General features: G+C 62.3%; 13 protein-coding genes and 1 pseudogene. 5 read left to right on the top strand and 9 right to left on the bottom strand.

Translation table 11 applies throughout. From position 1 onward, the window contains the following. Positions 1-233 (top strand): hypothetical protein (locus tag F8566_RS51970; protein ID WP_225994069.1); only part of this gene is annotated, 233 nt, incomplete at its 5' end. A 70-nt stretch (positions 234-303) separates the two neighbouring features. Here F8566_RS51970 and F8566_RS44090 read toward each other — a convergent pair. Continuing rightward, positions 304-1,109: pseudogene (locus tag F8566_RS44090) on the bottom strand (IS5 family transposase); the annotation flags it as partial. A gap of 305 nt (positions 1,110-1,414) precedes the next feature. Here F8566_RS44090 and F8566_RS44085 point away from each other — a divergent pair. Then, positions 1,415-2,278: a restriction endonuclease gene (locus F8566_RS44085; RefSeq protein WP_151569394.1), complete on the top strand. Its 864-nt coding sequence runs from the start codon at positions 1,415-1,417 to the stop codon at positions 2,276-2,278. A 211-nt stretch (positions 2,279-2,489) separates the two neighbouring features. Here the strand turns inward: F8566_RS44085 and F8566_RS44080 are convergent, their stop codons facing one another. Together F8566_RS44080 and F8566_RS44075 are read right to left on the bottom strand one after the other, a co-directional pair. Next, the gene (locus F8566_RS44080) at positions 2,490-3,704 is read right to left on the bottom strand and encodes a Shedu anti-phage system protein SduA domain-containing protein (RefSeq protein ID WP_192810182.1); all 1,215 of its coding nucleotides are present in this window, start codon (positions 3,702-3,704) and stop codon (positions 2,490-2,492) included. Positions 3,705-3,780: 76 nt separating this feature from the next. Beyond that, a complete protein-coding gene (locus F8566_RS44075; RefSeq protein WP_151569390.1) occupies positions 3,781-4,968 on the bottom strand; it encodes a DNA cytosine methyltransferase in 1,188 nt (395 codons plus the stop codon). A 657-nt stretch (positions 4,969-5,625) separates the two neighbouring features. Here F8566_RS44075 and F8566_RS44070 point away from each other — a divergent pair. Next, positions 5,626-6,420 (top strand): DUF6879 family protein, encoded by a 795-nt coding sequence (locus F8566_RS44070; protein WP_404800402.1) that lies wholly within the window; start codon positions 5,626-5,628, stop codon positions 6,418-6,420. Continuing rightward, complete coding sequence (locus tag F8566_RS44065) at positions 6,417-6,698, top strand: Zn-binding domain-containing protein (protein ID WP_151569386.1); 282 nt, start codon at positions 6,417-6,419, stop codon at positions 6,696-6,698. Before F8566_RS44070 ends, F8566_RS44065 begins: the two co-directional genes overlap by 4 nt. 469 nt (positions 6,699-7,167) lie before the next feature. On the opposite strand, the gene F8566_RS44060 is transcribed toward F8566_RS44065, so the two are convergent. From F8566_RS44060 to F8566_RS44050, 3 genes are read right to left on the bottom strand one after another with little or no spacing between them, the layout of a single operon-like run. After that, positions 7,168-10,062: a Z1 domain-containing protein gene (locus F8566_RS44060; protein ID WP_151569384.1), complete on the bottom strand. Its 2,895-nt coding sequence runs from the start codon at positions 10,060-10,062 to the stop codon at positions 7,168-7,170. After that, on the bottom strand, positions 10,059-10,982 hold the full coding sequence (locus F8566_RS44055) for a PD-(D/E)XK motif protein (protein ID WP_151569382.1): 924 nt from the start codon (positions 10,980-10,982) through the stop codon (positions 10,059-10,061). Before F8566_RS44055 ends, F8566_RS44060 begins: the two co-directional genes overlap by 4 nt. Before the next feature lie 56 nt (positions 10,983-11,038). After that, on the bottom strand, positions 11,039-12,541 hold the full coding sequence (locus F8566_RS44050) for an ATP-binding protein (protein ID WP_151569380.1): 1,503 nt from the start codon (positions 12,539-12,541) through the stop codon (positions 11,039-11,041). A gap of 779 nt (positions 12,542-13,320) precedes the next feature. Here F8566_RS44050 and F8566_RS44045 point away from each other — a divergent pair. After that, on the top strand, positions 13,321-14,211 hold the full coding sequence (locus F8566_RS44045) for a serine/threonine-protein kinase (RefSeq protein ID WP_151569378.1): 891 nt from the start codon (positions 13,321-13,323) through the stop codon (positions 14,209-14,211). A gap of 586 nt (positions 14,212-14,797) precedes the next feature. On the opposite strand, the gene F8566_RS44035 is transcribed toward F8566_RS44045, so the two are convergent. The 3 genes from F8566_RS44035 to F8566_RS44025 are packed head-to-tail and all read right to left on the bottom strand — an operon-like array spanning position 14,798 to position 23,111. Then, complete coding sequence (locus F8566_RS44035) at positions 14,798-19,837, bottom strand: FtsK/SpoIIIE domain-containing protein (protein WP_151569376.1); 5,040 nt, start codon at positions 19,835-19,837, stop codon at positions 14,798-14,800. After that, positions 19,834-21,279: a hypothetical protein gene (locus tag F8566_RS44030; protein ID WP_151569374.1), complete on the bottom strand. Its 1,446-nt coding sequence runs from the start codon at positions 21,277-21,279 to the stop codon at positions 19,834-19,836. Before F8566_RS44030 ends, F8566_RS44035 begins: the two co-directional genes overlap by 4 nt. Continuing rightward, the gene (locus F8566_RS44025; RefSeq protein WP_151569372.1) at positions 21,279-23,111 is read right to left on the bottom strand and encodes an ATP-binding protein; all 1,833 of its coding nucleotides are present in this window, start codon (positions 23,109-23,111) and stop codon (positions 21,279-21,281) included. Before F8566_RS44025 ends, F8566_RS44030 begins: the two co-directional genes overlap by 1 nt. Between the last annotated feature and the right edge of the window lie 322 nt (positions 23,112-23,433).

Genomic DNA, 23,433 nt, shown 5'->3' with positions numbered 1-23,433 from the left:
ACCAACGTGACCGGCACGACCCGCGGATGGAAGGCCGCGTTGAACGCACTTTCGCTGCACTACGGCGACCGCATCACCCTGAACTAACAGCGATCACCACGCCACCCACAGATTTTCAGACAGTCCCCGTCCTGTCGAGCCGCTGGAACTACTACCACCCCACCGCCGGCGGCAAGACCGTCTGGTGCGAACTCACCGATGATGTGCTCCCTATGAAGATCGATAGCCCTTAGAGTCCTCACTCAAGGGACTAGAAGCTCCTGAAGCCTCAACCATGTCCTTAGACCGTGTCCTACGTGGTGAGTTTGAGTAGGAGTTGTAGCAGGTGAAGGCGGCGGCCAGGCCGAGAAAGGCCAGATAGTTGCGGGGATTGCGTTCGTAACGGGGTGACAGGCGGCGGTAGCCGGTGAGCCAGGAAATGGTGCGTTCGATCACCCAACGGTGCCGTCCGAGCCGGTGGCTGGGTTCAATGCCGATGCGAGCGATGCGCGGGGTGATGCCCATGCTACGGAGCCAACGCCGCAGGTCAGGCTGGTCATAGGCCTTATCGGCGTGCAGTTTGCCGACCAGCCGATACCGGCCCCGTTCGGGGTCGTGTCTCATTTGAAATCCGGCGACCATCGGCTTCAGGCCGTGCATGTTGTGGACGTTGCTGGCCGAGATGTCGACGCCGATGGGCAGGCCGGCGGGATCGGACCGGATGTGCATCTTGGAGCCGGGTTTGCCGCGGTCGACGGGGCTGGGGCCGGTGCGCCCGCCCCCTTTTTCGCCCGCACGTGCGCCGAGTCCAAGATGGCACGCGACAGGTCCAGCAGCCCCCGGTCGTCCAGGCGGTCCAGCAGGACCTGATGCAGCCCGCCCCATACCCCGGCCCGCGACCAGAGCGTAAACCGGCGGTGCACCGTGGACTTGGACGCCCCAAAGCACTGCGGCAGATGCCGCCAGGCACAGCCGCTGGTCAGCACGTACACCATCGCCGCGAATACCGCCTGATCATCAATGTTCGCCGGACCGCCGTCCTGCGGTCGCCTGGTCGGCGGCGGCAGCAACGGCCACGCGATCTCCCACAAGCCCTCGGGAACGACCCAGCTCCAATGTTCAGTTGACACAAGATCAACGATCACTCACCACGTAGGACACGGCCTAATGCTTGCCACAGGCGCCGCCCCGGCGGATCAGTCCCCACGGATTGCCGCCGAGGTCCTGCTGTTGGTCACGATGCAGCGTCCGTCACCACTCAACGGCCTAGCCCTGACTCACGTGCGTTGAGCCAGGGTGGACGTGCCGGGCATGGCGCAGGTCGAAGGGCGGGTTGTCGTGGCGAGGCGGTCCAAATCCAGCGCGAGGGTAAGCGTCCACCACCACCTCGAACTTGTTCGCTACGGTTGGCAGCCATCTCCGGCAAACTTGCCCTGTGGCCCCTATCGATATACCGCAGTACAGCGAACTCCTTTGGCCCACCCTTGAGGCGGTGACCCGACTTGGCGGATCCGGATCGATCGAAGAGATCGTCGAAGAAGTCCTGAACGGTGAGAGGTTTTCTGAGCAACAGCAAGCCGTGTTGCATGGAGATGGACCACAGACTGAGATCGAATATCGCCTCGCCTGGGCCCGCACGTATCTCAAGGGCATGGGTCTGCTGATCAATAGCAGGAGGGGAGTGTGGTCGCTAACTGAACATGGCCGAGTCGCAACTGCCCCGCAGGTTGAGAAGCTGCATCGCAAATACGTTCTCAAGCTGCGAGAGGATCGCAGGCGGCGGCAGCAGGAGGACCTCGCTCGCGTCGAGCAGGAAGACGACGGCGCGGACCAGCCGCACTGGCGCGACGAACTCCTCAGCGCACTGATGCGTGTGTCGCCCGATGCTTTCGAGCGCCTAACACAGCGCCTGCTACGGGAAGCGGGGTTCATCAACACGACAGTGACCGGTCGAAGCGGAGACGGCGGCATCGACGGCGTTGGGGTCTACCGTATGTCGCTGGTGAGCTTCCCGGTCTTTTTCCAGTGCAAGCGTTACAGCGGCAGTGTTGGCGCTTCCGCCGTGCGCGACTTCCGGGGCGCGATGGCTGGCCGCGGCGAGAAAGGCCTGCTGGTGACGACTGGCACGTTCACCGGAGACGCCAAGGCGGAAGCCACCAGGGACGGCGCTCCGCCCGTCGATCTGATTGATGGGCAGCGACTGTGCGACCTACTCAAAGAGTACGATCTTGGAGTTAGAACGACGATACGTCAGGTCGAGGACATCTCCGTTGACACGTCGTTCTTTGACGAGGTGTGAGATACAGGCCCCGCGGCGCATCCCAGCAAGTTGAGGAAGCGTCACCGGTAACATCGGTCACCCGCCGGCAAATAGCTGGCGTTTCGCCGTCTGGGCCGCAGCATGGCCGAGTCCAAGCTGAGTATCAACGCTCGTGGATACTGCTACACCTTGCTGCTGGCGGTCGGAGGTAACGCGCCATCCGCAGATCCCGCTTCGGAGCACTCAGTAGCTAGGAACCGCTGAGGGCCCCCTCGGCCAGCTCGGTTTCGAAATTCAAAGCACGCTCTGCGTTATCCAAGAGGTCGGCATATGTCAAGACTTCAACTCGCGCAAGATGAGCATTGTAAGAGCGAATCGCTTGATCAATCTGGCGCCGATCAGCTTCACCGTCACGTACAAGACTCTGGTGACCGATGATCACGGTCCCACGCACGCGACGGAAGTCGTAATTAATTCCAAACTCGTTGCGATACAGGGCTTCGAGAATAGGTCCTTGCTCGTCAAGGGCACGGAGGTAGTTAACACACTGACTCACTGCCTCATGTACCGGCTGGCCAACGATCCAATGATTCCGATGCCGTACAACAAGTTTAGGGATATCCGGCCCCTTCAGTTCGACGATTTGTAGCGAACCGTCGGCACAGACCAGGGGAATGTCATGCTGATCGAGATGGGCTAGATCACGGCGCGGAGCGACCCTACTGTACCGGGCACCGAAAAGCCAGTAATGATTGCCCAACTTCTCCTGCATTTGAGTTTCCGTGGCCCCAGGCGTCGCAGCCAATTCTTGCAGTTCTGACACGAGTCGGCGGCGAGTGCCGACAACTGCCATTTCGGCAGCTGTCATTCCACTACTCGTTTCCGTAAGCGCCGAGATTACCTCGCCTATATCGTCGCGCACAGAAAGCGCACGGGCAAGTTCTGAAGGGTCTATCCCAGCACTCTGGATCTGTTCCAAAAGATCACGCTCCGCGCGGCGCTGCAAAACCGAGGGGGCATCACGGTCCGCGATTTCAATCAATCGGAAATCTGGCAGAGACGCCCGCAAGTCTTCCATTATGCGGAGCTCGTGAGTATCCCTCACCAGACAGATCCCGTAAGCTGGGACCCAGTCAGACTGCGGAGCCGACCTTCTAAGAAGAAGAATTGTCGCCTGGCCAGCCCTCTGCACGAATCTCTCCGCTGGCCCGACCGTAAGCGCTCCCTGATCCGCCTCGACCAGTCCGATAAGAAGAGTCGCACTTTTGGCACCATCTGACTGTCCCAACCGCACAGTGAGGTTGCCCGGCTTGCTGATGTAAGCCACATACACTTCACCTGCGGCAAGACCGAAGGTTCGAGCGATCACCCCTATAAAGGAGCGATATTTGCCCGCGATAGGCTGATCGTGCTGTACCCCCGCAAGAGCACGGTTGATTTCATCCAGAAAGCCGGTTGCATCCACCTTCGCGAGGATAGCTTCCCAAAACGATCTACGCAGCTCCTTCGAGAGACTCGGCGGGTCCGTCGAGCAGGGCAAGTCATGCGACGTTGCCTTCCATGAACTCTGCATGCTGCTTGACCGCCAGCGCGAAGTTCTCGTCGTAGCGCAGACTGCTCGCCTGGAGGCGCCCATAGAAGCCGCTCGTTGCGCGAAGGCTTAGAGGCGTCATCGTAGACTGATCCACAACATCCAGCAGATGCCTGTAGGGCTGCACCTCAGGCCACATGCTGGCGGGATATTCCCAGCGTTCGTTCTTGTCCCCCCATGCTGCTGCTGGCCAGCGCGTTCCCCGAGGCAGGATCAGGCTGCCGCCATCGTCCCATGTGCCCGGGGGGAGACCCAGCCGGCGGCCAAGCCACTCAGCGACTCCGACCGTCACGGCATTACCAACAAGCTTCCACCTCGCACTCCCGGACCTGCCGAATCCCTGGGCGGCTTCCGTCCACCCCCGTGGAAACCCCTGCAGGTCCTCGGCGTCGGTAAGGGAAGGTGTGACGATTGCTCGACCTGGCTCGGCATCGCGGACCCACAACGCGGGGGGAGAGGGAATGCCCAACCCAGATCCGCCCTTGAGGGTCGGCAAGGCATCTTTGGCCCACCCCAGACCCCGGCGCCCCTCTGTCCAGTAGAAGCCGTGAGCGTCGTCCCGGTACCGCTCCCCGGAGGGTTCGGCCACGTCGTCGGAGAAGAGAACAGAACGCGGGTCATGCGTCCTTGACGCAAGCATGATCACTCGCTGCCTACGCTGCGGGACACCGGTGAAGCGGGAGTCGACCAAGCGGTAGGCCCACCGGAACTGAAGTCGCTCGAACTCAGAGACCAAGTACTCCATAGCTCGGCCGCCATCTAGGGCGAGCATATTGCGGACATTCTCGATCACCACCCAAGTGGGGCCAGAGTCCGCAAGTAGCTCGAACAGATGTCTCACCATGCCTGACGCGGCACCCTCGATCCCAGCCGTTCTACCTGCCTGGGAGAGGTCAGTACAAGGAAAGCCTGCGGTCACCACTTCGACATCCGGGAGCGACTGGAGAGTCTGCACGTCATCGTGCAGCGGCACTCCCGGAAACCGGTCTTGCAACACGGCTTGCGCCGGCTCCCACCACTCGCAAAGCATGGCCGCGTGCGCGCCCATACCCCTCCGAAGCCCCAGCTCAAGGCCACCGATGCCAGCAAACAAGCCCGCCACCCGAGGGGCAGACTCATTGACCACGGCGTCATGCATCCGACGATGCTCTCATGCTCCAACTCCTCCGGCCCCATTGACGCACCCCGCGCCCAGCCGCACCCTCAGAGGGCATTGAAGCCCCTTAGCCAGCTGATGCCCTACTGCCACAATCATCGCGAACAGACGTTCGAGATTCCAGTCGAGTAACGGAATACTCACTGAGTGTATTCATTGAACATGAGCAAGAGGCAGCTGCTCTTACGGAGCGGATGCATGAACACGCCCAGGTCTGCTGGATCGAGCGCCCGAGCCGTGGATGGTCGAGTCGGGGCCGTTGGCAGAGCTCAACCTACCGCTGAATCTTGGATCAGAACCGGCACAACGCCTTCCACACTCGACTCACGGCGCTTGGCGCTGAGGCGCGCCAGCGAGCGCGCGCGTTGCCCGTCACCAGCTGAACCCGCATCAAGCGGCACCTCAACCGTGGGAACGAGAGTGGAAGTGGGTGACGACCTCGTGGACATGTTCGTCCGCGCCTAACGCCAAGGAGAAGTATGAAGTCGATCTCGGCTGAGCGCCGAAGCCAGCTCATCACTGCCGTGACGCGAGCTTCAGGAACTGGAACTGCTCGACCGGTACGGCGTCGACATCGACCAGGTGCCGGACGAGACCGAGCGGGTGCGATCTGTGGCGGTCGCGGAGACCGCCGCATGAATCAAGGCGGGCATCGAGCAGCGCCGCGTCAAGACGATCTCCAAACCGGCATCGGCCTACATGCATGGGACTTATGAGTTCGCCTCGTACCTGGTGGAGGCGGGTGAAGACATCGGGTGGCTGCCTTGCCGCCTGGCCTCCACGCTGTTGTTGCCGGGGAGCGACATGTTCGTGCTGGACGGCAAGGCCGTCATGTTCAACCTCCACGACGGCGACGCCAATCCGGCGGGGCAGCAATGGGACGACGATCAGGCACTGGTCAGGCAGTGCCAGGATTCGTTCGAGGCCAGGTGGACGGTCGCGGTACCGCACCGGGATCACCGGCCTGACTGGCAGATGGCTGATGACCTGAAGGCCGCCCGTGAGGCGCTCGGTGTTCGGCTGCGGAAGGCGCTCAAGGGCACGACGGAAGAGACCTCAGCAGAGCAAGACTTCGTCTGCGTGCCCGCTCACGAAGAAAAGATCGACGACTCCCTGGCCATCACGCAGGTGATGAAGGTCAAACGACTCCGCGAAGTTCGTGTCCTGAAGGGCTTCACCCGTCTGCATGCCCAAGTCCTGCGTCGACATCCCGTTCCCCCAGCCTCCATGCCCCAGGCAGCTCCCCAGGCTGGCTCCCGGCCATTGAGGTCATCGGGGAAGGTGCGTTCCTCCGGCTCGACGAGGAGCGACTGGCCGATTGGGAGAACCGCCCCGCCGTCGTCGAGCGAGTCGCAAAGATCAACTCCTCGTACGCAAAGCAGTTCCTCCAGCAAGGAACAGCCCCCGACCGAGCCATCACGCCCCGCCTCATGATGATGCACACCCCTGCAAACGGGATCATCAACGAATGGGCCTTGGACTGCTGCTATCCGGCCGCAAGCCTCCGGGAACGCCTCTACGTGTCCGACACCATGACCGGCATCCTGATCTACACCGCAACGAGCGACTCCACGGGAAGTCTCGGAGGCATCGTCGCCCAGACCGAATACGGCGACTTCAGCGGCTCGATCCGTCGTGCCCTTGACCGCGTGTCCTGGTGCTCGGCAGATCCGTTGTGCATCGAGTCCCGCCCTCCGGCCCCGGCAATCTGAACCGCGCCGCCCGCCACGCCTGCATTCTGCTACCCGAAACTTCCTGTGAACACTTCAACACCTTGCTGGACAGAGCACTCCTCGTCGGAACCCCAGACAGTCCGGAGAGCAGCTTCTTCGACAAAGCCCGCGAATCTGGATTGTTCAAGCAATCAACAAGGGCTGGCACAGCAGAACAGATCCGAAACCTTCACATTCCACATTGCTGACGACGCAGAGCGGCTACGGCCGTCCGCTCCTTGATGAAGAGAAGTCGTGCGACCTTGAATGGACAAGCCCCAGGCGCTCAGAACTTTCTGATTCACTTGGGTGTGACTCCGGATGGAATCGCGCCCTCCGTTCCGCCGGCACTCAAGCCCTATTCGACCCCGGAGCAATCTAGAGTGACCGACCGAGTGTCTGGGCGCACCCCCACTCGTCCCAGGGCTTCATTGGGCAGACGTCCGCAGAACCTCGTGTGCGAGACGGTCTAGTCAGCATCGACAATGGCAGCACGAGCCTTGCGGCTATCACGAGTCTTAAAGGTGACGAGGCGGCCGTCAGATGCTGTCGCCTCGGCGGGCGCGAGTAGGTGAAACACCATGATCACCTGGTGGGAATTGATCTCCGGTGCGACGGGCGGATCGGTCTCTATGACCGGGTACAGGAGAAAGGCGCCGCGTCTGGGACGGGCCCACTTGTCCGCCTCCACGTCGGCAGGCTCGGTGCTGAGACCCACGATGCGTGCGGCGGTTCGCCGATGCCTGGGTTCACTGAGAGCACCGAAGTACGGATCGCGGCGACGTCGACGGCGGAACAGGCTAAGTGGTCCATGCCCCATGAGCATACGTACAGCCTCTGTGCCGCGAACATGTTGGGGCAGGATGACGGCCCAGTCTTCGACCTTCTCGGGGCCAAGTCTTCTGAGCCATCTCAGGTCCGGCGCGAAATGCTCCGGCTCGAACCAGCGCAGAGCGCCCAGCACGTCGAGCAATCCGCCCTGAGAGATAGTCCCCATGAGGGCGGGATAGGTGCTCTTCGGAGAAGAATGGAGCAAAACCCTGTCCGTGGCTGCTTCGATGAGCGGCAGCATCGCTTCGGTGTTGGCTTGAAGGTCGTTCGGGTCCTTCGGGTAGCCCGTCGGCTCCAGGCCGACGCCGGGTGAGCGACGCTCAACCAGTTCGACGTTGTACATCTTGTTGCTCGCCGTCGGCTTCAACCAGGGAATGTGTTGAGCGACCAGTGGCGGGATCTGTCTTGGCGTCACCTGCGGCTCACCGTCGACCCGTGTGGCGTAGCGACGCAGCTCGTTGCGGAAGAATTCCTCGTCACGAACGATCGCCTCGAATCCGTCGTACAGATTGGGGCTGATATAGAGCCGGACGAGGTCCTTGTAGTTCTGTCGGAAGCCGAACCAACGGCCCATCTGCATCATCGCGTCTGCCATCGCGGTCTTGCGGAGGAAGTACGAAACTGTCAGGCCCTCCACCGTGAATCCTCGTGCGAGCTTGTTGCCTCCCACGAGGATTCGCCAGACCGGACGGCGGTCGAAGTCGAGGTCCTCGGTCGCAGCGTCCTTGTCGCTGTTCACGACGATGACAGGGTCCGTCTGGCCGATGCGGGCGACAGCATCGGACACGTACGGAAGCAGCTCGTCGAACGTCACAGGAGTGGGGAGCCCCTGGCCGACGGCCTCCGCGACCGGTCGTACGTCGGCATCGAACAGACCACGGAGCCGATCACGAGAGGCCGCTGAGTAGTAGCCGGCCTTCTTCCACAAGGAGCGGATCCGATCGGCCTGTTCCTTGTGCTTTGCGGTCCGCATGGCCTCGTGAACGAGCATCGTGTGATGCCGAAAGACGTGGATGCCCTCGGCCTCGCGATACAACTTCATCGCACCGGTCAGGACAAAGGTGTCGATCGCCCTCAACAGGGTCTTATCGTCCTCGCCTCCTTCCTCTAGAACGAACCGGACGTGTGCCTTCTCCCGTGAGGTGGCGAAGGTCCGTTCAACATCGTCTAGTTCTGCGTCGAGGTCGTGGAAATCGGCAGCCCCAACGTACCCGGGCGCTCGCCTCAACGAGATCAAGAAGTCCTTGGGGAAGATGTCCTCAGCGTCGCTGGGGTCGATGAAAACGTTCGCGAACGGAGTGGCCGTGTAGCCGACGTACTGGGCCCGCGGTAGATCGCGAAGAAGCCGGGCGATCAGTCGATTGATCGCGGTCCGTTCCTTCTGGTCGTCCAGCCACTTCTTGGGGTTACTGGTGTTGACCGAGGCCTGATCGGACTCGTCATCAATGATCAGGACCGGGATGTGGCCGAGCTTCGCGGAGATTTTGTGGAGGTCGTTCACCAGCTTGGTGAGCACAGTGGAGTTCTTCTTGACGATCGCCACCTTGGCATCGGCGGGGTGGAGGTTGGTCGGGTCGTAGAAGGGCAGTGCTTTATCGACCTTGAGAAAATTCAAAGCCTCGATGCCGTGCTTGAGGCTCTTGTAGTCACCCGCGTACCTGGTCAGGCGATGAATCGCCGGACGATCGGCGTCGTTCGGCTTCACTCCGTGCGATAGGAACTTGCCGTCGATCCAGTCCGGGTCGTCCTGGTAGTCGACGTCGTCCAACGCGGCCTGATCGTCGGGATCCGCGCCACCGAGGATGTTCTCGACTCCGATGAGTTCCATGTCCAGGCGTCGTTGCGTCTGGTTGCGCAGCAGATCAGTGGTGCCGGTCAGGACGATGACGAGGCGGTATCCGGCATCGATGGCCTTGGCGACCACGCCAGTGAAATTGGCGGTTTTGCCACTCTGCACGTAGCCGACGACCAGGCCCTTGGCTTGGTACGCCTCGACGCGCGTCGGGTCAGAGAGCCGCTCGACCACCTCGTCGGTGGCCTGGTCGAGGGCGGCGATCGCTTCCGGTTCCCAACCCTTACGTGTGAGCAGTCCCTGGTAGCTCTTCCAGTAGAAGTCGCGCTTCTTTCGCAGTTCCTCTGTGTACCAAGGCTGCCAGTCGTCCTCGTCGGCGATGACGATGTCGTCATCCTTGCCCGCGATCGGGAATTGTTCGGCGAGCATCTTGCCGGTCAGGTCGTCGACCTCGAGCAGCCGGACTACCAGCGCCCGTCGTTGATCGGTATGGGGCTCGGTCCCTTCGGTCCAGGAGGCCTCATCCAAGTTGTCCCACTTGGCAAGTCGCAAGTGGAGCTGCATGCGCAACTCGTCGTCCTTGTCGCTGCCGGCCAGATGAGCCCGGAGAGAGTCGTCGTCGGCCGAGACCCCGTCCTTACGGCCCAAGAAGGCAGCCGTCTCGTGCAGAGCATCGGGCATGCCGTTCTGCTCCATCACGGCCAGAGCGGCGAGGTATGCCTTGGCGAACCCGTCGGTCATCCCAGTCCTCCATGGGCGAGTGCTGCTGCAAGGAAATCCGGCGCCGAGGCGTCGCCTTCTAAACCGGTGAGATCCACGCGATACCGCAGCTCCGGCACGCGAGTAAGGTCGATGCCTGCTGTAGCGAGCAGGTCGGTGGTGATGCGAGGAAGGTCGTCTGCGACCACATATGCGGTCGGCTTGCTGCGGTGACGCCAACGATTGGTGCATGTATCCGCGTACGACTCGCGCCAGGCGACCCCTTCAAGGCAGGAACTGAGCGTGTCGGACTGCTTTGCCGTGCCCAGCAAATCCCGGACCCATTGGATCAGCTCGGGAAGCGTCGCGCCGCCTTCTGCGCCGGGCGCGGTCAGCTGGTACGAAACCAGCCAGAGAGCGCGGCCCGCCACAGGCTGGAGCTGGCTCGGAGAGTCGATCCAGTGCGTGCGCCGCTCACCACTGGTGGTCTTGACCTCGATGTCGAGGCCACGCAACCCGAAATCGTGCTCTTCGAACTCAGGACCACGCCAGGCGGCGACAGCCTCGGCTACCCCAACAGCGTCGTACAGTCCGAGAACGAAGAGCAGCTCGCCGAAGAGGCCCAGCTCCTTCTCGACCGAGAACGAGTCACGACGCTCCAGCAATCGTCCCAGAAGGCGCAGTGTGTCGGTGAGCGCAAAGTCCAGAGTGCGACCTTCCAACTGGATGCGGTCGGCGACGGCCATGAGAATCGGATAGGCGTCCACGAACGAGCGCGAGTCGGTCACCGCGACCTCCGCCTGGTGAAGGCCACCGGCGTGAACCCTGCGCAACCGGATGTGCTCCAGGCCGGCGTCAGGAAGCGCGACTGTCTTCGGCAAGGGCACGCGCAGTCCGATCGCAGGCCTGGACGGATCGATGAACAGGCTCAGCCTCGGCTCGCCCTCGATCGGATACTCCAAGGGCACTTCCTCCCTGAGCTATTTCTCGAATCCGTCGATGCTGAGATGCCGACCCATCATGACCGCTCGCTCTTCGCCGCGGCTGTGATGATCTCCTGCCATAGGTTGAGGTTGTCCTTGTCCCTAGGGCCGAGGTGGTCTCCCTCGAAGACCTCCTCCAGCAAGAGATAGAGGAGCGACTTGATGATCGGTGCATCGTTGAGACCTCCTCTTCTGCCGCCGAGGACGGTCGTCCGGTAGCGGTCGTTCAGCCACAACACCCGCTCGGCCCGGTCGACCTCGAAGAAATCATCGCCATCGAACTGCTTCCAGCGGATACCGATCGGCTCATCCGACTCGTCCGTGAAGGGCACCTCGTCGGCGATCGCCCTACGCAGCCCCGGGGCGAAGCCCTTGCCGGGAGGAATCATCTTGCGGCGCTCTCGAGTTCTCTTGTTCGACTCTCGAAACGCCTGCTCCGCGTCTTCCAGGTACTGGGCGAACGTGGTTCCATCCTCGGCGACCGCCTTCTCAGCCAGGTGTGTGAAGTCGGGGCCGACGATGACTCTGGACTTCTCGGGGTTCATCCGGAAGAGACCGATCACATCATCATCGAGGTCGATGGCGACGCGAGCGAGCTGCAGACGCTTCGCAAGGGCAGTGATGCCGCCCCAGTCACCCCCGGCCTGAAGCAGCCTGTCTCGGCGGCAGATATAAAGACCTTGCCTGCGCTCACCACCGTCGAGCAATTTAAACTCGGGCAGGTTAGAACGATTCCATATGTGACACCGAAAGACGACCTGGCCGCTGTCCGATCTACCCTTAAGCTCCCTCGGATACCCGGCCCGACCAGACCGCTTGTAACCGAACGGATCGAGCGGGCTCACAAGAAACCGCGCGCCCGCAAATCCAGAGTCCGTGTCCTCCACTTCCAGCGCAATTCTGATGCGGCCGCCCGAAAGGAGGCGGTGAAAGACCAGACCGAGGTGATTGGAGACCATCCGGATCGTCCCGCTGACGAACTCCTCGACCCGAGTCGCGTCATCGGTCACCGGGAATCCGATTACCTCGTCCCAACGGATGACAGTCCCGGTCCCCTCGCCCGGGACTCCCCAGTCACGGACAAGCTCCCGGTGTGCGAACTCCACAGGCACGATGTCCGCGTGGAATGCTCTGTCGTCGTCCAACGTCAGCCTTCGCCCTACTGCGCCATGGCCCTCGGCACTCGACATGACCGTCAAGACGCGTGCCTGGCTGAATGAGGCGCTCTGGAGTCCGATCCCGAAGTGGCCAAGATCATCGGCAGCGTAGTCGCGTCTTCCGCCGACGGTCATCGCCGTATCGATATCGAAGGGTGACATCCCCCGACCATTGTCGACTACATATAGAGAACGAAGTCGACCGCCGTGCCGGATCAGCCGGATCAGGACGTCGCTCGCCCCTGCATCGATCGAGTTGTCGACCAGGTCGGCCAGAGCGGTGTCGAACGAGTGATTCCGGCCGAGGCCTTCCAGTGCACGAGGATCGGGCGGAAGCTTCACCGAGCCACTTGTCGGAACCTTATCCTGCCACCCTGACATCCCAACTCCTCTTGTACCGGGCACTCTTCCAAGGAGACCGCGGACCGGCCTGGCGACTGAAGGCGACCACCTGGGCTCCGCATCCCGCACCTAGCCCCACACCCTCGAGACAGTCGCTTACGTGCAAAACCTTCAGCACAACCTTCGGTTGAGCATCCCCAGGCAGTCGGTTAACGAACAAGCATGGGAACAAGGCCGAGCCCCGTGAGCCCGAGATGCCTCTAACGCCGAACGCTGACGATCGACGCAACACCTCTCGCCGCTAGATCTCTCACCAAGAGACGGTACCGACTCCAAACGACACGCACCGGATGGACCGTCGAACCACGCGAGACGATCACCCGTTCCAGCCCACGGGCACCGCTGCCCGGAAGCCGGGGTCGTGGGGGATGGCCAACCAGCTTCCCACAGGCTCGATCACGCCTCCCCCGATCTTCAGATCTTGAGAGGGCCGCGCCCCTCCCTCTCCAAGAATTCGACGGGACGCCCACCCCCGGATTTATCTGTCAGATAACACCAGGTCACCGGGCTCGGATTGACACCTTTCTGGTTCGACCCTAGAGACACGCACGTCATGCACGTCATGTAAGAGGCCAATACGAGAAAGAAGATCGGACACCGATAGCCACATCATCACTTCTACCCTCAAAAGACATGAAGAGCATGGAAGTGTATTTCGGTTCCGAGCCCTCCACCTTAGGGCTAAACCATTTGCGCTTCCTTCTCACCCTCATCCGCCATATGGCAATCTGGCCGGATTCGGAGCGAATGAAGCGAGTTTGATCGCGTTCACCTGCCCGGAACGGCACCAGCAACCAGCGGCGGACACTGTGAGAAGGGGAGCTTCTATGGGCGGCCACACGAGGAACGGTGAAGGTAGATTGATCAGGAACCGGTACCTGCTGCGCGAACTCCTCGGTCAGGGAGGCATGGGGGCTGTGTGGCTGGCACAAGATCAGCTTCTTCGTCGCGACGTCGCCGTCAAGGAGGTCATCTTTTCCTGCGGCCCGACCGAGGAGCAGCGCAAGATCCGGTTCGACAGGAGCCTCCGAGAGGCCCGCTCGTCTGCACGCCTCCGGCATCCGGCGATCATCGAAGTCTATGACGCCTTCGAGAGGGACGGCCGCCTTTGGATCGTGATGAGATACTTCCCCGGGCGCTCGCTCGCCGCGATTCTCCTCGACTTGGGCTCGCTGGCACCCGAACGTGTCGCACACATCGGTGTTGTGGTCCTTGACGCGCTCACCGCAGCGCACTCCCTTGGCGTCGTCCATCGCGACGTCAAGCCAGCGAACATCCTGATCGCCGAGACCGGGGAGATCGTGCTCACCGACTTTGGGGTAGCGTTCGTCGATGGGGAGACGACCCTCACTCTGCATGGCGAAGTGCTGGGTACGTGCTTGTACATGGCCCCAGAACAGCTCTGTGGTGAACTGGCCGCCCCCTCCGCAGATCTCTGGGCGCTCGGGGCGACGCTATACGAGGCCGTTCAAGGCCACCCGCCATGCGTCGGGCCGGATGCGTCTCTTCCAGCTAGCGCACCCCTGACCCCGATCATCAACGGCCTGATGCGCAAAGACCCCGAACAACGGCTTACGGCCCATCTCGCTGGCCAAATGCTTGCGGAGATTGCAAGGAGACCCGAAGACCCCCGCGAAGGGGCCGTTTGATCCGGTCCGGACTCCGGTGACACGCAGAATCTCACGTTCGCGTTGCGGGACGCGGCGAGTGCTTCGGCAACGCCGTCATCGAGGAGATCCAGGTGGGGCGGTGCGTCGCGACGGCGGCTGGCGCGGCACCTGGGTCAAGGCCGGGGTTCCGCCGCCGGCCCCGGTTCCGCGGTTCGCGCTGGTGCAGCGCCGACGGGTGATCGAGCGCACCTTGCCTGGCTGGGCAAGTACCGGCGCTGTCCAAGGACTACGAATACCTGGCCGCCACCTCAGAAAGCGTCATCTATCTGGCGAAGAGCATGATCCTCTCCATCGCCTCACTGGCTCCCTGACCTGACCCTTCTCAGACTCCCTCTAGCATCGCATCAGCGGGATCAGAGTCAGCAGGCCAGACCTTGGCAACGTATGCACCGACAGGTGACAACGGACGGTGTCCTTCAAGAGAGCCGGGAAGACGGCCTGACCGCCGCATCGCTGGTCGCAGCGGTCAGCTGATCTCCGCCTGGCTCAGCGAGAAAGCACGTGCCACTGGTGGCCTGCTTACCCCCTCTACGAGATAGAGCTGATCAAACATGGCGGAGCCTGGTCAGCTCCCGTCGTAGGCCACCTGCAGTCGTATGGTGCCCTTAGCCGTGTGCAGAAAGGCGTCACCATGTCCGGCCAGAGCTTCAGCTCCGGTCTCGTCCAGAATGATGCGACTGTCGGTCACGGTCTTGACTCGCAGGGCGAGTTGGGCGGGGAAGTTGGAGCGGATGGTCGTCGAGATAACGTCCGCGCTCGGGCGCTGCGTGGCTGCGATGACATGGATGCCCGCAGCGCGGGCCTTCTGCGTTAGGCGTTTGAGCAGCGCTTCGATTCGCTTCTTCTCTTCAGCATCACTGGTGAGGTCGGCGTACTCGTCCAGGACGACGACGATCCATGGCTTTCGGTCTTCTGTGTCGACCTTGGCGTTATACTCCACGAGCTTGCGTGCGCGGAGCGCCTTCATGTCCTTGTAGCGCTCGGCCATCTCTTCGACGGTTTCCTCAAGAATCTCGATCGCGTCGGCGGCGTCCATACCGATCATGCCATCAAGGTGAGGATCGTCCTCGAAGTCGACAAGCTCGGTGCCCTTAGGATCAACGAGACGAAGTCGCAGGGCACTCTTGTCGTACCGGATCAAGCCCTTGAGGATCGTGTCCAGGGCAACGGACTTTCCCGATCCGGTAGTGCCGGCCACCAGCAAGTGCGGTGAGTCCGCAGAGGAAAGGTCGATGGTTACCGGGTTACCTTCGATATCGGCGCCCAGCGGGGCGATGAGGCTTTCGGGGTGGACCGGGCACTTCTGCCACAGCACCTTGGCATCAACCCCGTACTTCTCGTCGTCGATCTTGGGGATTTCGAAGAGGACGGAGCCGCGGTCGCTACGGGTGCGAATACTGAACCCGGAGGGCAGCGCCAGAGCCAGGAAGATCTCGTCACGCCGGTTGGTCAGCTTGTCCACGGTGACCCCAGGATTCGGAATGAACCGGAAGATGTAGAAGCCGGGACCCTCCTGCCACTTGCCGACCTCCGGGGAGGTGACCGCGACCTTGTGGCGGGCGAAGACGTCTACGACCTTGTTGTATCGAAGCCTCAGCTCCTCCTCGGGGAGCCCACCGCGGTGAGCCTTCAGGGGGACAGGATCCGCCTCTGCGGCAGAGTGGCGCGCAACTACCACTCTCGGCGCGTTTGTTGGAGCAGTCGCTCCAACGCTCTCGACAGGTGTCGTCGGTTCTTTCGGGGTGGACATTTTGGCGTAAATATCTGTCGAGAGGGTCTGAACGGCGGTGCCAGAGACCTTCACGGCCCCGTCGAGGTCCCTAGAGGCAACAAGGGGGTCTGCACCGGGGGGGTCCTGATTAGCGCGCAGAGCGCCGATGAGGTTCAGCAGCTCGTGCTTGTTCAGCCTCACCAAGGTGTGCTTGCCGAGGCTTCCGGCCATGGGGGCAAGCTGGTCGTCCTCGGCTGAGATAACCACGGCAACGCCAGTAATCTGACCGAGCTGGACATCCTCGGAGCGCAGGGCGTCAAGGACCTTCGCCTCGACCTGACGGTGGTCGTCGTCGCTGATCACGGTGCGAGCTGGGAGGTCTGCGGCCTTTAGGACGTTTCCACTGGTCTGAGCGATCGCGGCGGCGAGCTCGTCCAGCCAGAAGGGACGATCGTGGCGAACTTCACCGTCCGAGCGAAAGGCGTCCTCGCACAGGTCGGTGGTGCGGTTGAGTTGTTCCTCGGCCGAGCCGACGTCGAAGGTCTGGCGGAACTTCGACTCGGCGACCAGAATATCCAGGCGAACCATGCCGTCATCCTGGACGGTCAGCACGAAGCGGCCCAGATCGGCACGAGTTTTGTGTCCCCGGCCGAACCAGCGGTGGTGCTCGTCGAAGCTGATCCAGGTGACCAGGCTCGTGCCCTGCCGAGCGACGGGGAACTGCTGGTCAATGACGAACCGGGTGGCGACCAGGCCAACGAGTTCGTTGACCGTGGTGCCGATACCGAGGGAGCGCAACACGGCGCCTGGGGCCACATTGCGGCCCACCTCGTAGATCCGCTTCGCGGTGCCTTCGGAGTCCTGCGGGGTAACGACCCCGATCTGCTCCAAGCGGCGCCGCAGTCGCTGGACGACGAACTGCTGGCCGGTCTGCGAGCTGACAATAAGGGTGTAGGACTCGTTCTTGCCGACACTGGGCTTGACCAGGATGACGTCAGGGCGGTTACGCAGGGCATCGATCTGCTCGCGTCCGATGAAGCTGTCGAGGGTGACGACCCAGTGGGCCACGCGGTGCAGGGTGGTGAACAATTTCTGGTGCTGGTCGAACTGCACCTGCATCTCGAAGTAGTCGATACCGTCAATGCTCTCTCTGGAGACCGGGGAACGGCGGTCGTAGCGCACGCACAGGGTCGACCAGGACTCAAGTGTCTCGTCGGCGGTCTCGGGCAACAGCGCTCTGACGACATTCTCGCTGGTTTGCGCCAGGTTATGGGAGGCCGGGTGCTTCCAGGAGTTGAAGGATCCCGACAAAGATTCCTTCTTGGTGCTCTCCTTGATACTGGTCTGGGTGCCGAACAGTGCCGGGGCCAGGGCGAGGTCGATGGTGTCTACCAGCCCTGACAGGTCTGCTTCTTGGTCGGGCTCCCATGCTTGCAGGATGAGTTGGACGTCGGGCAGAAAACTGTCCTCGGAAATCTCCGCGCTGGAGAATTGCAGGTCGAAACCTTGGATGATCTCGTGATGGGTTGCTTGGGGAGCCAACACGACCAGATCGACCTTCAGACGGGGGTTCTTGGCCCGCATCTGCTTTGCCACGCGCATGGGCAGGATGGGGTCGCCATTGCGGTCCAGCAGCAGTACGCGTAGGCCGTCGAGCTTGTGGGGGTAGGTCGTCAGGTAGTCGGTGATGACGCGAACCATCTCATCGATCGCAGTCTCGTCAACGCTGGAGAGCCAGTCCTTGGACTCGTTGCCGCCGTGGCGGACCGGCGCGTACTCCTCGTGTCCGGCCGATTCCCGCATCGGAATGGCGATCGTGCCGCCGGGCCCGACGAGGACCGCAGGTATCCCATGTGGGGAAATGCGATCGATGGCGTCGAAGAAGAGATCCTCATTCTCCTGGTTGAGGCTCAGCCCTCCCTCTTTGTTCAGAGCGGTCTCGATGCTGCCGGCAGCCTCCGTGTAGTTCTTGGCCAGCCAGCGCAGCTTCAGCGGGTGGATGGCCAGCATCATCATGCGGTGGTCGGCTAGCCCGACGACATCTGTCAGGACGACGGCCTCGAGGTCTGTGTTCGGGGCGTTGTGAGGAACCAGGGCGGTGCGAGCTGCGCGGAGTATGCCTTCCCATTCGCGTACGTATTCGTTGATGTTCTCGGCGTCGAGCCCGTCGGATATCCGCTTGAAGTGCTTCTGTTTGAGGCGCTCCAGCTGGCCGGCGAAATGTGATGTGGGTTCGGGCACGGGCTCATCAACCTGCCAGTGCCTGGGCTCGTTGAACTTCTGAAGGAAGGTGTCAAAGGTCAGATTGCTGGCATGGCCGGGGGGAGGTCTCCAGCCGTGGATGAGGGCCGCCAGAGCGATCTGGCCGGGGATGCCCAGGGGGTCCCAGCGAAAGCGTCGCTGGGCGGCACCGTCCATCTCGACCAGGATGCGCAGCGGGGCCCACTCGATGTTCGGGTCAAACGGCTCGTCTTCCTGCGGCGGGCGCGGCTTGGTCAGGTCCAGCAGGCACTCCTTGACCTCAAGGGTCAGGCGAAGTCCGGTGGAGTCCTGGACGTCTCGCAGGGTGCGCGCGTACAGGAAGGCGAACAGCCAGCGGCTCCACTGTCCGGCTTCCTGGTTGCCTTCAAGCCCGACGACGACGGAGCCTTCCTCTTCGTCGGAAAAGTAGGTTAGCTCGCGCAACAGCGCACGCAGTGGGTCATGGACGAATTGAGAGTCCGGGAAGGCGAGCTTCTCGACTTTGCGACGAGATCGCTTGGACAACAGGTCGGCTAGCGGTTCGGTTCCTCCGACGGGAGCCTCGTCAAGGAAGCGCTGTGCGGATTCCTGGTCTCCGCGGTCGAGCGCGTCTTCGATCATCATGGCGTCGTACTCGTTGACCCGCTCTAGGGCAGCCCGTTCGATTTCCTGCCGGACCTGCTGGCCCAGGCCGATTCTCTTGGACTTCTGCTCGAAGACTTCGAGCCAGAGGGTCAGGTCCAGCTCGCGGCGAAGCTCACGAGGATTCTGCGGAGTAGAACCACTGGAGTTGAGGTTGAGGACGAGGCTGCGCATGCGCGTTTTAGTAGTCTCGGAGTCCGTACCGATGTACTCCAAGGACTCCTCGCTGAACTCAGTGGTGGCGATGCGGTCTAGCAGGTCGTCTTCGGTGATTTCCTTGCCGGTGGGCTGCTTGAAGGCACTGACCCAGACGTTCTTCTTGATTCGGGCGGGCAGCGCGGCGGGCTTGATAGAGAGCCCTCGGTCCGGAAAGAGGTCAAGAGCGGGCAGGGCTGCAGAGATCTCGGGGTAGACCGCTTCAGAAGTGTGGACATGAGTTGCTGCGACTTTCTGCGCGGTTTCGACCAGGAAGGTCGCCCAGCGGTGCAAGGAGCGGGGCTCCTCGTCGGTGACAGCACGCCAGATCTCCGGCAGAAGGGTGGCCATGAGGGCCGGAACGGTGCCGATGCCACCGGCCTCCCGCCACGCTTCTGCCATGAACCTGTCGAACCCGCGCTCGCCGGAGGCGTCGTGGTGGTCCCCCAGGATTGCGGCGTCGTCAAGGGCGTTCATGGCCGCCAGCCCCTGTGCGTCCGGAGATTCCCCCCACTCGAAGAGCAGGACCGCCGCGCCCTGTCCCGAATTTCGCCACTTGGTCAGCTGGTCCTGCGGGTCCAGCAGGTAGTCAACCGGTATGCCTTCGATCGGCTCCGAGGTGCCGACCTTGACGACAACCTGACGGTCCGGCGACTCCGACAGCCTCTGGGCGATGCGACGGAGCGCCTCGGCCACGGTCGGCCGATCGAATCCGCTGACTCGCAGGACGGCACGGGCTCCACTGATGTCGGTGACCTTGCAGAGCGCTTCGTCGGCGACGAACCGACCGAGCGCTCTGATACTACTGTCGGTCACCGGGGCTCCCCGCGGACCATGCTGGTCGCATCTGAATATTGAGTGAGCAGGCCGATAGCGGCCAGTCTTTCCCGGAACGCCTTGCCGTTGTGGTCAAGGACAGATGGGTCGACCTCGTAGGCCAACGGGCTCGCAGCCGCGACCTTGTTCTCCATAACGAGCCCGTACTTCTCGTACAGCAGCTCACAGAACTGGTCGAACTCCATCTCCGTCCCCTGCGGTATGGTGGCGGATACCAGGCCTTCGAGCATCGGGGGCTTCAGGGTGAAGTGTCGGCGCCCGACCGTCGCGTTCAGGGCCCCAACAGCGGCGAGGGTCTCGCTGAAGAACGCTCGGGGCGATGCGACCGCGTTGCCAGCCTCCTTGGTGAATCTTTCGTAGCGGCGCTTCCTGGCCTCGTCGCCTTCAGCTTCGTCGATCATTTCCCGGGCTTGGATGTTGATCGCGTTGACGATGTCGTTACGGAAGCCGGTGAGGTTCTTCTGCGACTCTCTGCGCAGCGGGGTCGCCTCATTGCCGAAGTCCAACAGGATCGACTCCTGATCGGTGGCACCAAGCTTCGTGCGTGCGAGATGCAGCTGGTGGCGTGCCAAGCAGTAGGGGACCCAGTGCATGAGGCCCTCGGTGCGCTTGGCTCTCGGGACCGTCGCGATCCGAGTGACGATGTTGCGGGTTCCTTCCCTCAGCAGATCGGGCCACGGGCTGAGGTCCTGGTGCATCGTGATTCCCTCGTCTGTGCCCTCCACGGGCGCTTCGTCGTAATCGAAGTCGTGCGCGCTGAGGGCCTTGGCAAGGTTGCCCAACGGGGTGCCGCTGTCCTGTACGAGGTCGGCCAAGCCCATTCGGGTCGCTTCCTTGCGGGCGAGATCAGGGTCGCTGCGTAGGACCTTGTAGGCCCATCCCCCACCATCGCGGAAAAGGTAACGCTCGATACTCGGAGCATTGATGCCTGCAGCGACCTTGCCAGCCTGCTTGCGCTTCTTGTCGCTGTTCTTGGAGGAGGCATCGGTTTGCTTGATTCGTCGTTCGACTGCGTCGTAGTGGATGAGCTCACCGACGAACGGATAGATGTGCACGCCGAACCAACCGGGTTGGCTACGACGCCCGGGGATTTCGACCAACAAGGAGGAGAACAGGGCGTGGAGTGTTTCCATCGTCTCCGAGGAGTCCAGCTCGACGGCCTTGCTCAGTTCCTCGTCGCCCTCGACGATGCGGGCCTTGGTCGCGATCCGCCGGGCCAGGTCGTGCGAGGTCCTTCTGTAAGCTGTGTCGGCTCCGCCGTCCAGGAGCCCAGCAAATCTCTCCGGGTCATCCTGATGCGCCAGGTACACGCCACGGGCGATCGCGAGCATCTCGAGTGGGACGTAGAAGCCGCGGCCTTGCCGTTCGAGATTCACCCCGAAGAGACGAAGGACGACCTCAGCCTTGGAACGATCGGCCATCACGCACGCACCGACCTGATTTTATCGCCGACGTCGATCATGAGCTTTCTCGTGGCGTTTCCCGCCAGTACCTGAATCTCATCGTCCTGGTTCAACGAGTCGGCCAGCTCTGCCAGGGATCCACTCAGGCCGCGGATCTCTGCCTCATGCTGGACCTCGCTGCGCAGGCCCGCGGCCCACCGTGTCAGCAACTCAAAGCGCAATAGGTCCGCTTCCACCGAGACCGCGTCTTGGTCAGGGGCGACGGCCGGGATGCGGATGTAGATGGCCCGGTTGAGCCACTCGACGGCGTTCTGCATCTCAGGGGCGACGCCCGTTCGGCCTCTCTCTCGCCACTGAGTGACCTGGTCAACGACCTCGACACCCTTACTGGGCACTCGCCGAGAGATCACGGCCGCGCGGCCGCGGTGGGTGAAAAAAGCTGGGTCGAGTATCAGGAAATCGGGGTTGCTCCCCGCCCGGTGAATGCCCTGGACGGCCTCCAAGCCCTTGAGAAAGCGGTCTCGTACCCTGGTGTCTGCCGGGTCCCGGTTCTTGTCCTGGACACTGACGAAGTCGTCGCCGGCCAGCAGGCCCATGCGGGCGAACCGGTCCTTGCCGTCTTCGTTGTTGAAGAAGTCGGCTCGCCGCAGGAACGTGTACACGCTTCGCAACTGTTCAGCCTGCTTTTGGACATCCCGACTCGTACGGACCTTCTGCAGGTAGCTGCCAGCGTCCGCGGGAGGGAAGTCGCTAGCTGTGTCCGGGTCCAGCCGGTCGTCGACCTGGCGGCGGGAGACCTTACCCGGGTCCAGTTTTCGTAGTGCGAAGAAGGCAGGCACCAGATGGCGCTGTTGCTGCGTCAACCGGTCACCGAAGAGCGCCTGGTGGTACAAGTGGGGAGCCTGCCACAACCTGTTCGAGTGCGACCACTGGTACTTGGCGTGAACGTTCTCGCAGGAAAGGCCGCCGGTGAGCATGTAGCTGGTCACCGATAGCGCCTGACGGGTCGTGACCACGGCCCCGGTGCGCTCGGCCGCGGCGAACACGTCCCGGATCGCGGCCCGGCGCTGAGGCCCGCGGGTGGGATCGCTGAGCTCGTTGCGGTTGGCCAGAATGGGGCAGACTTCCCGTGCATCGCAGGTCTCGCAGGGCTTCCATCGCGACCATTGCGTCGTCGTCCACTGCTTCAGGACCCACGGGATGAGCCCGCCGTTGGGGCTGTCAGCCGCTACCGACTGGTAGTTGAGGTTGATGACGGTGACTGTGCCATCAGGGTCGCTGAGCTGCCCGCGGACGATGCCTTCCGTAAGGGTCGTCACCACAATCTTGGCGCGCCCCGTGCCGCCTTTGGCGAGACTATCGTCTTCAGCGGCGCACTTGCGTAGCTGGCCCTCGTTCGCGCAGATGATCGCGACGCCCCCATCCGCAGGGTCGAGCAACTCCACAAGCTTGTGAGCGCCCGCCTGCACGCTGAGCTCGCTGAGATCCCTGAGAATAAACAGCGGGCGTCCGCTACGGGTCCGACCGATAGGGCGGCTGGCATCGCCTGCCTCGGCCAACTCGCGGAAAACCGCCTTCCGGACCTCTGGTGTGATCGTCTCGGCATCGACCCGTAGCCCGGCCAGAAGGCTGGCGCACAGACTTGTCTTGCCATGCCCGGCGTCCCCGGTCAGGACGATGGTTTTCGCGGTCGGTCGCTCAATGGCACTCAGCAGGTAGTTCAGCGTCACGACGGGGAACAGAGATTGCGTCCAGTCTGCCTGCAGCTCGTAGATCATCTCGGAGGTGTCGACGTCGAACGGCTGGTAACGACGTATCCGTTGAACGTGTTTGTTGACCTCTAGCGGCATGCTGCTGTCCTTCGTCGACCGAGCCGAGAGCGCTGTGAAATTCTAGCTGCCGGGGCCGCTGACTGTAGATCGATTTCCCTGACCGAGCACTGAAGCACCTTGGTTCACGCTGTGTGACTGTATGGATATCTCGGGAATTGATCATCATGCTTGATGATGAGGCACTCGATGTTGACTGCGATCGCGCTCAAGACGTACGCGACGTGGGGTTTGACGACGCCGAGGTAGCGCAGCGGCGTAGTCGCTGACCATTGAAGGGCTTATTCAGGCTGTCCGTGATGCCGAAATGTGAGGCGTAGAACCGTCGTGATCAGCACGTCAG

Source organism: Actinomadura rudentiformis, assembly GCF_008923185.1.
Classification (GTDB): Bacteria; Actinomycetota; Actinomycetes; order Streptosporangiales; family Streptosporangiaceae; genus Spirillospora; species Spirillospora rudentiformis.
The sequence above is the reverse complement of the archived record's forward strand: the minus strand, read 5'-3'. Positions and strand labels throughout refer to the sequence as shown.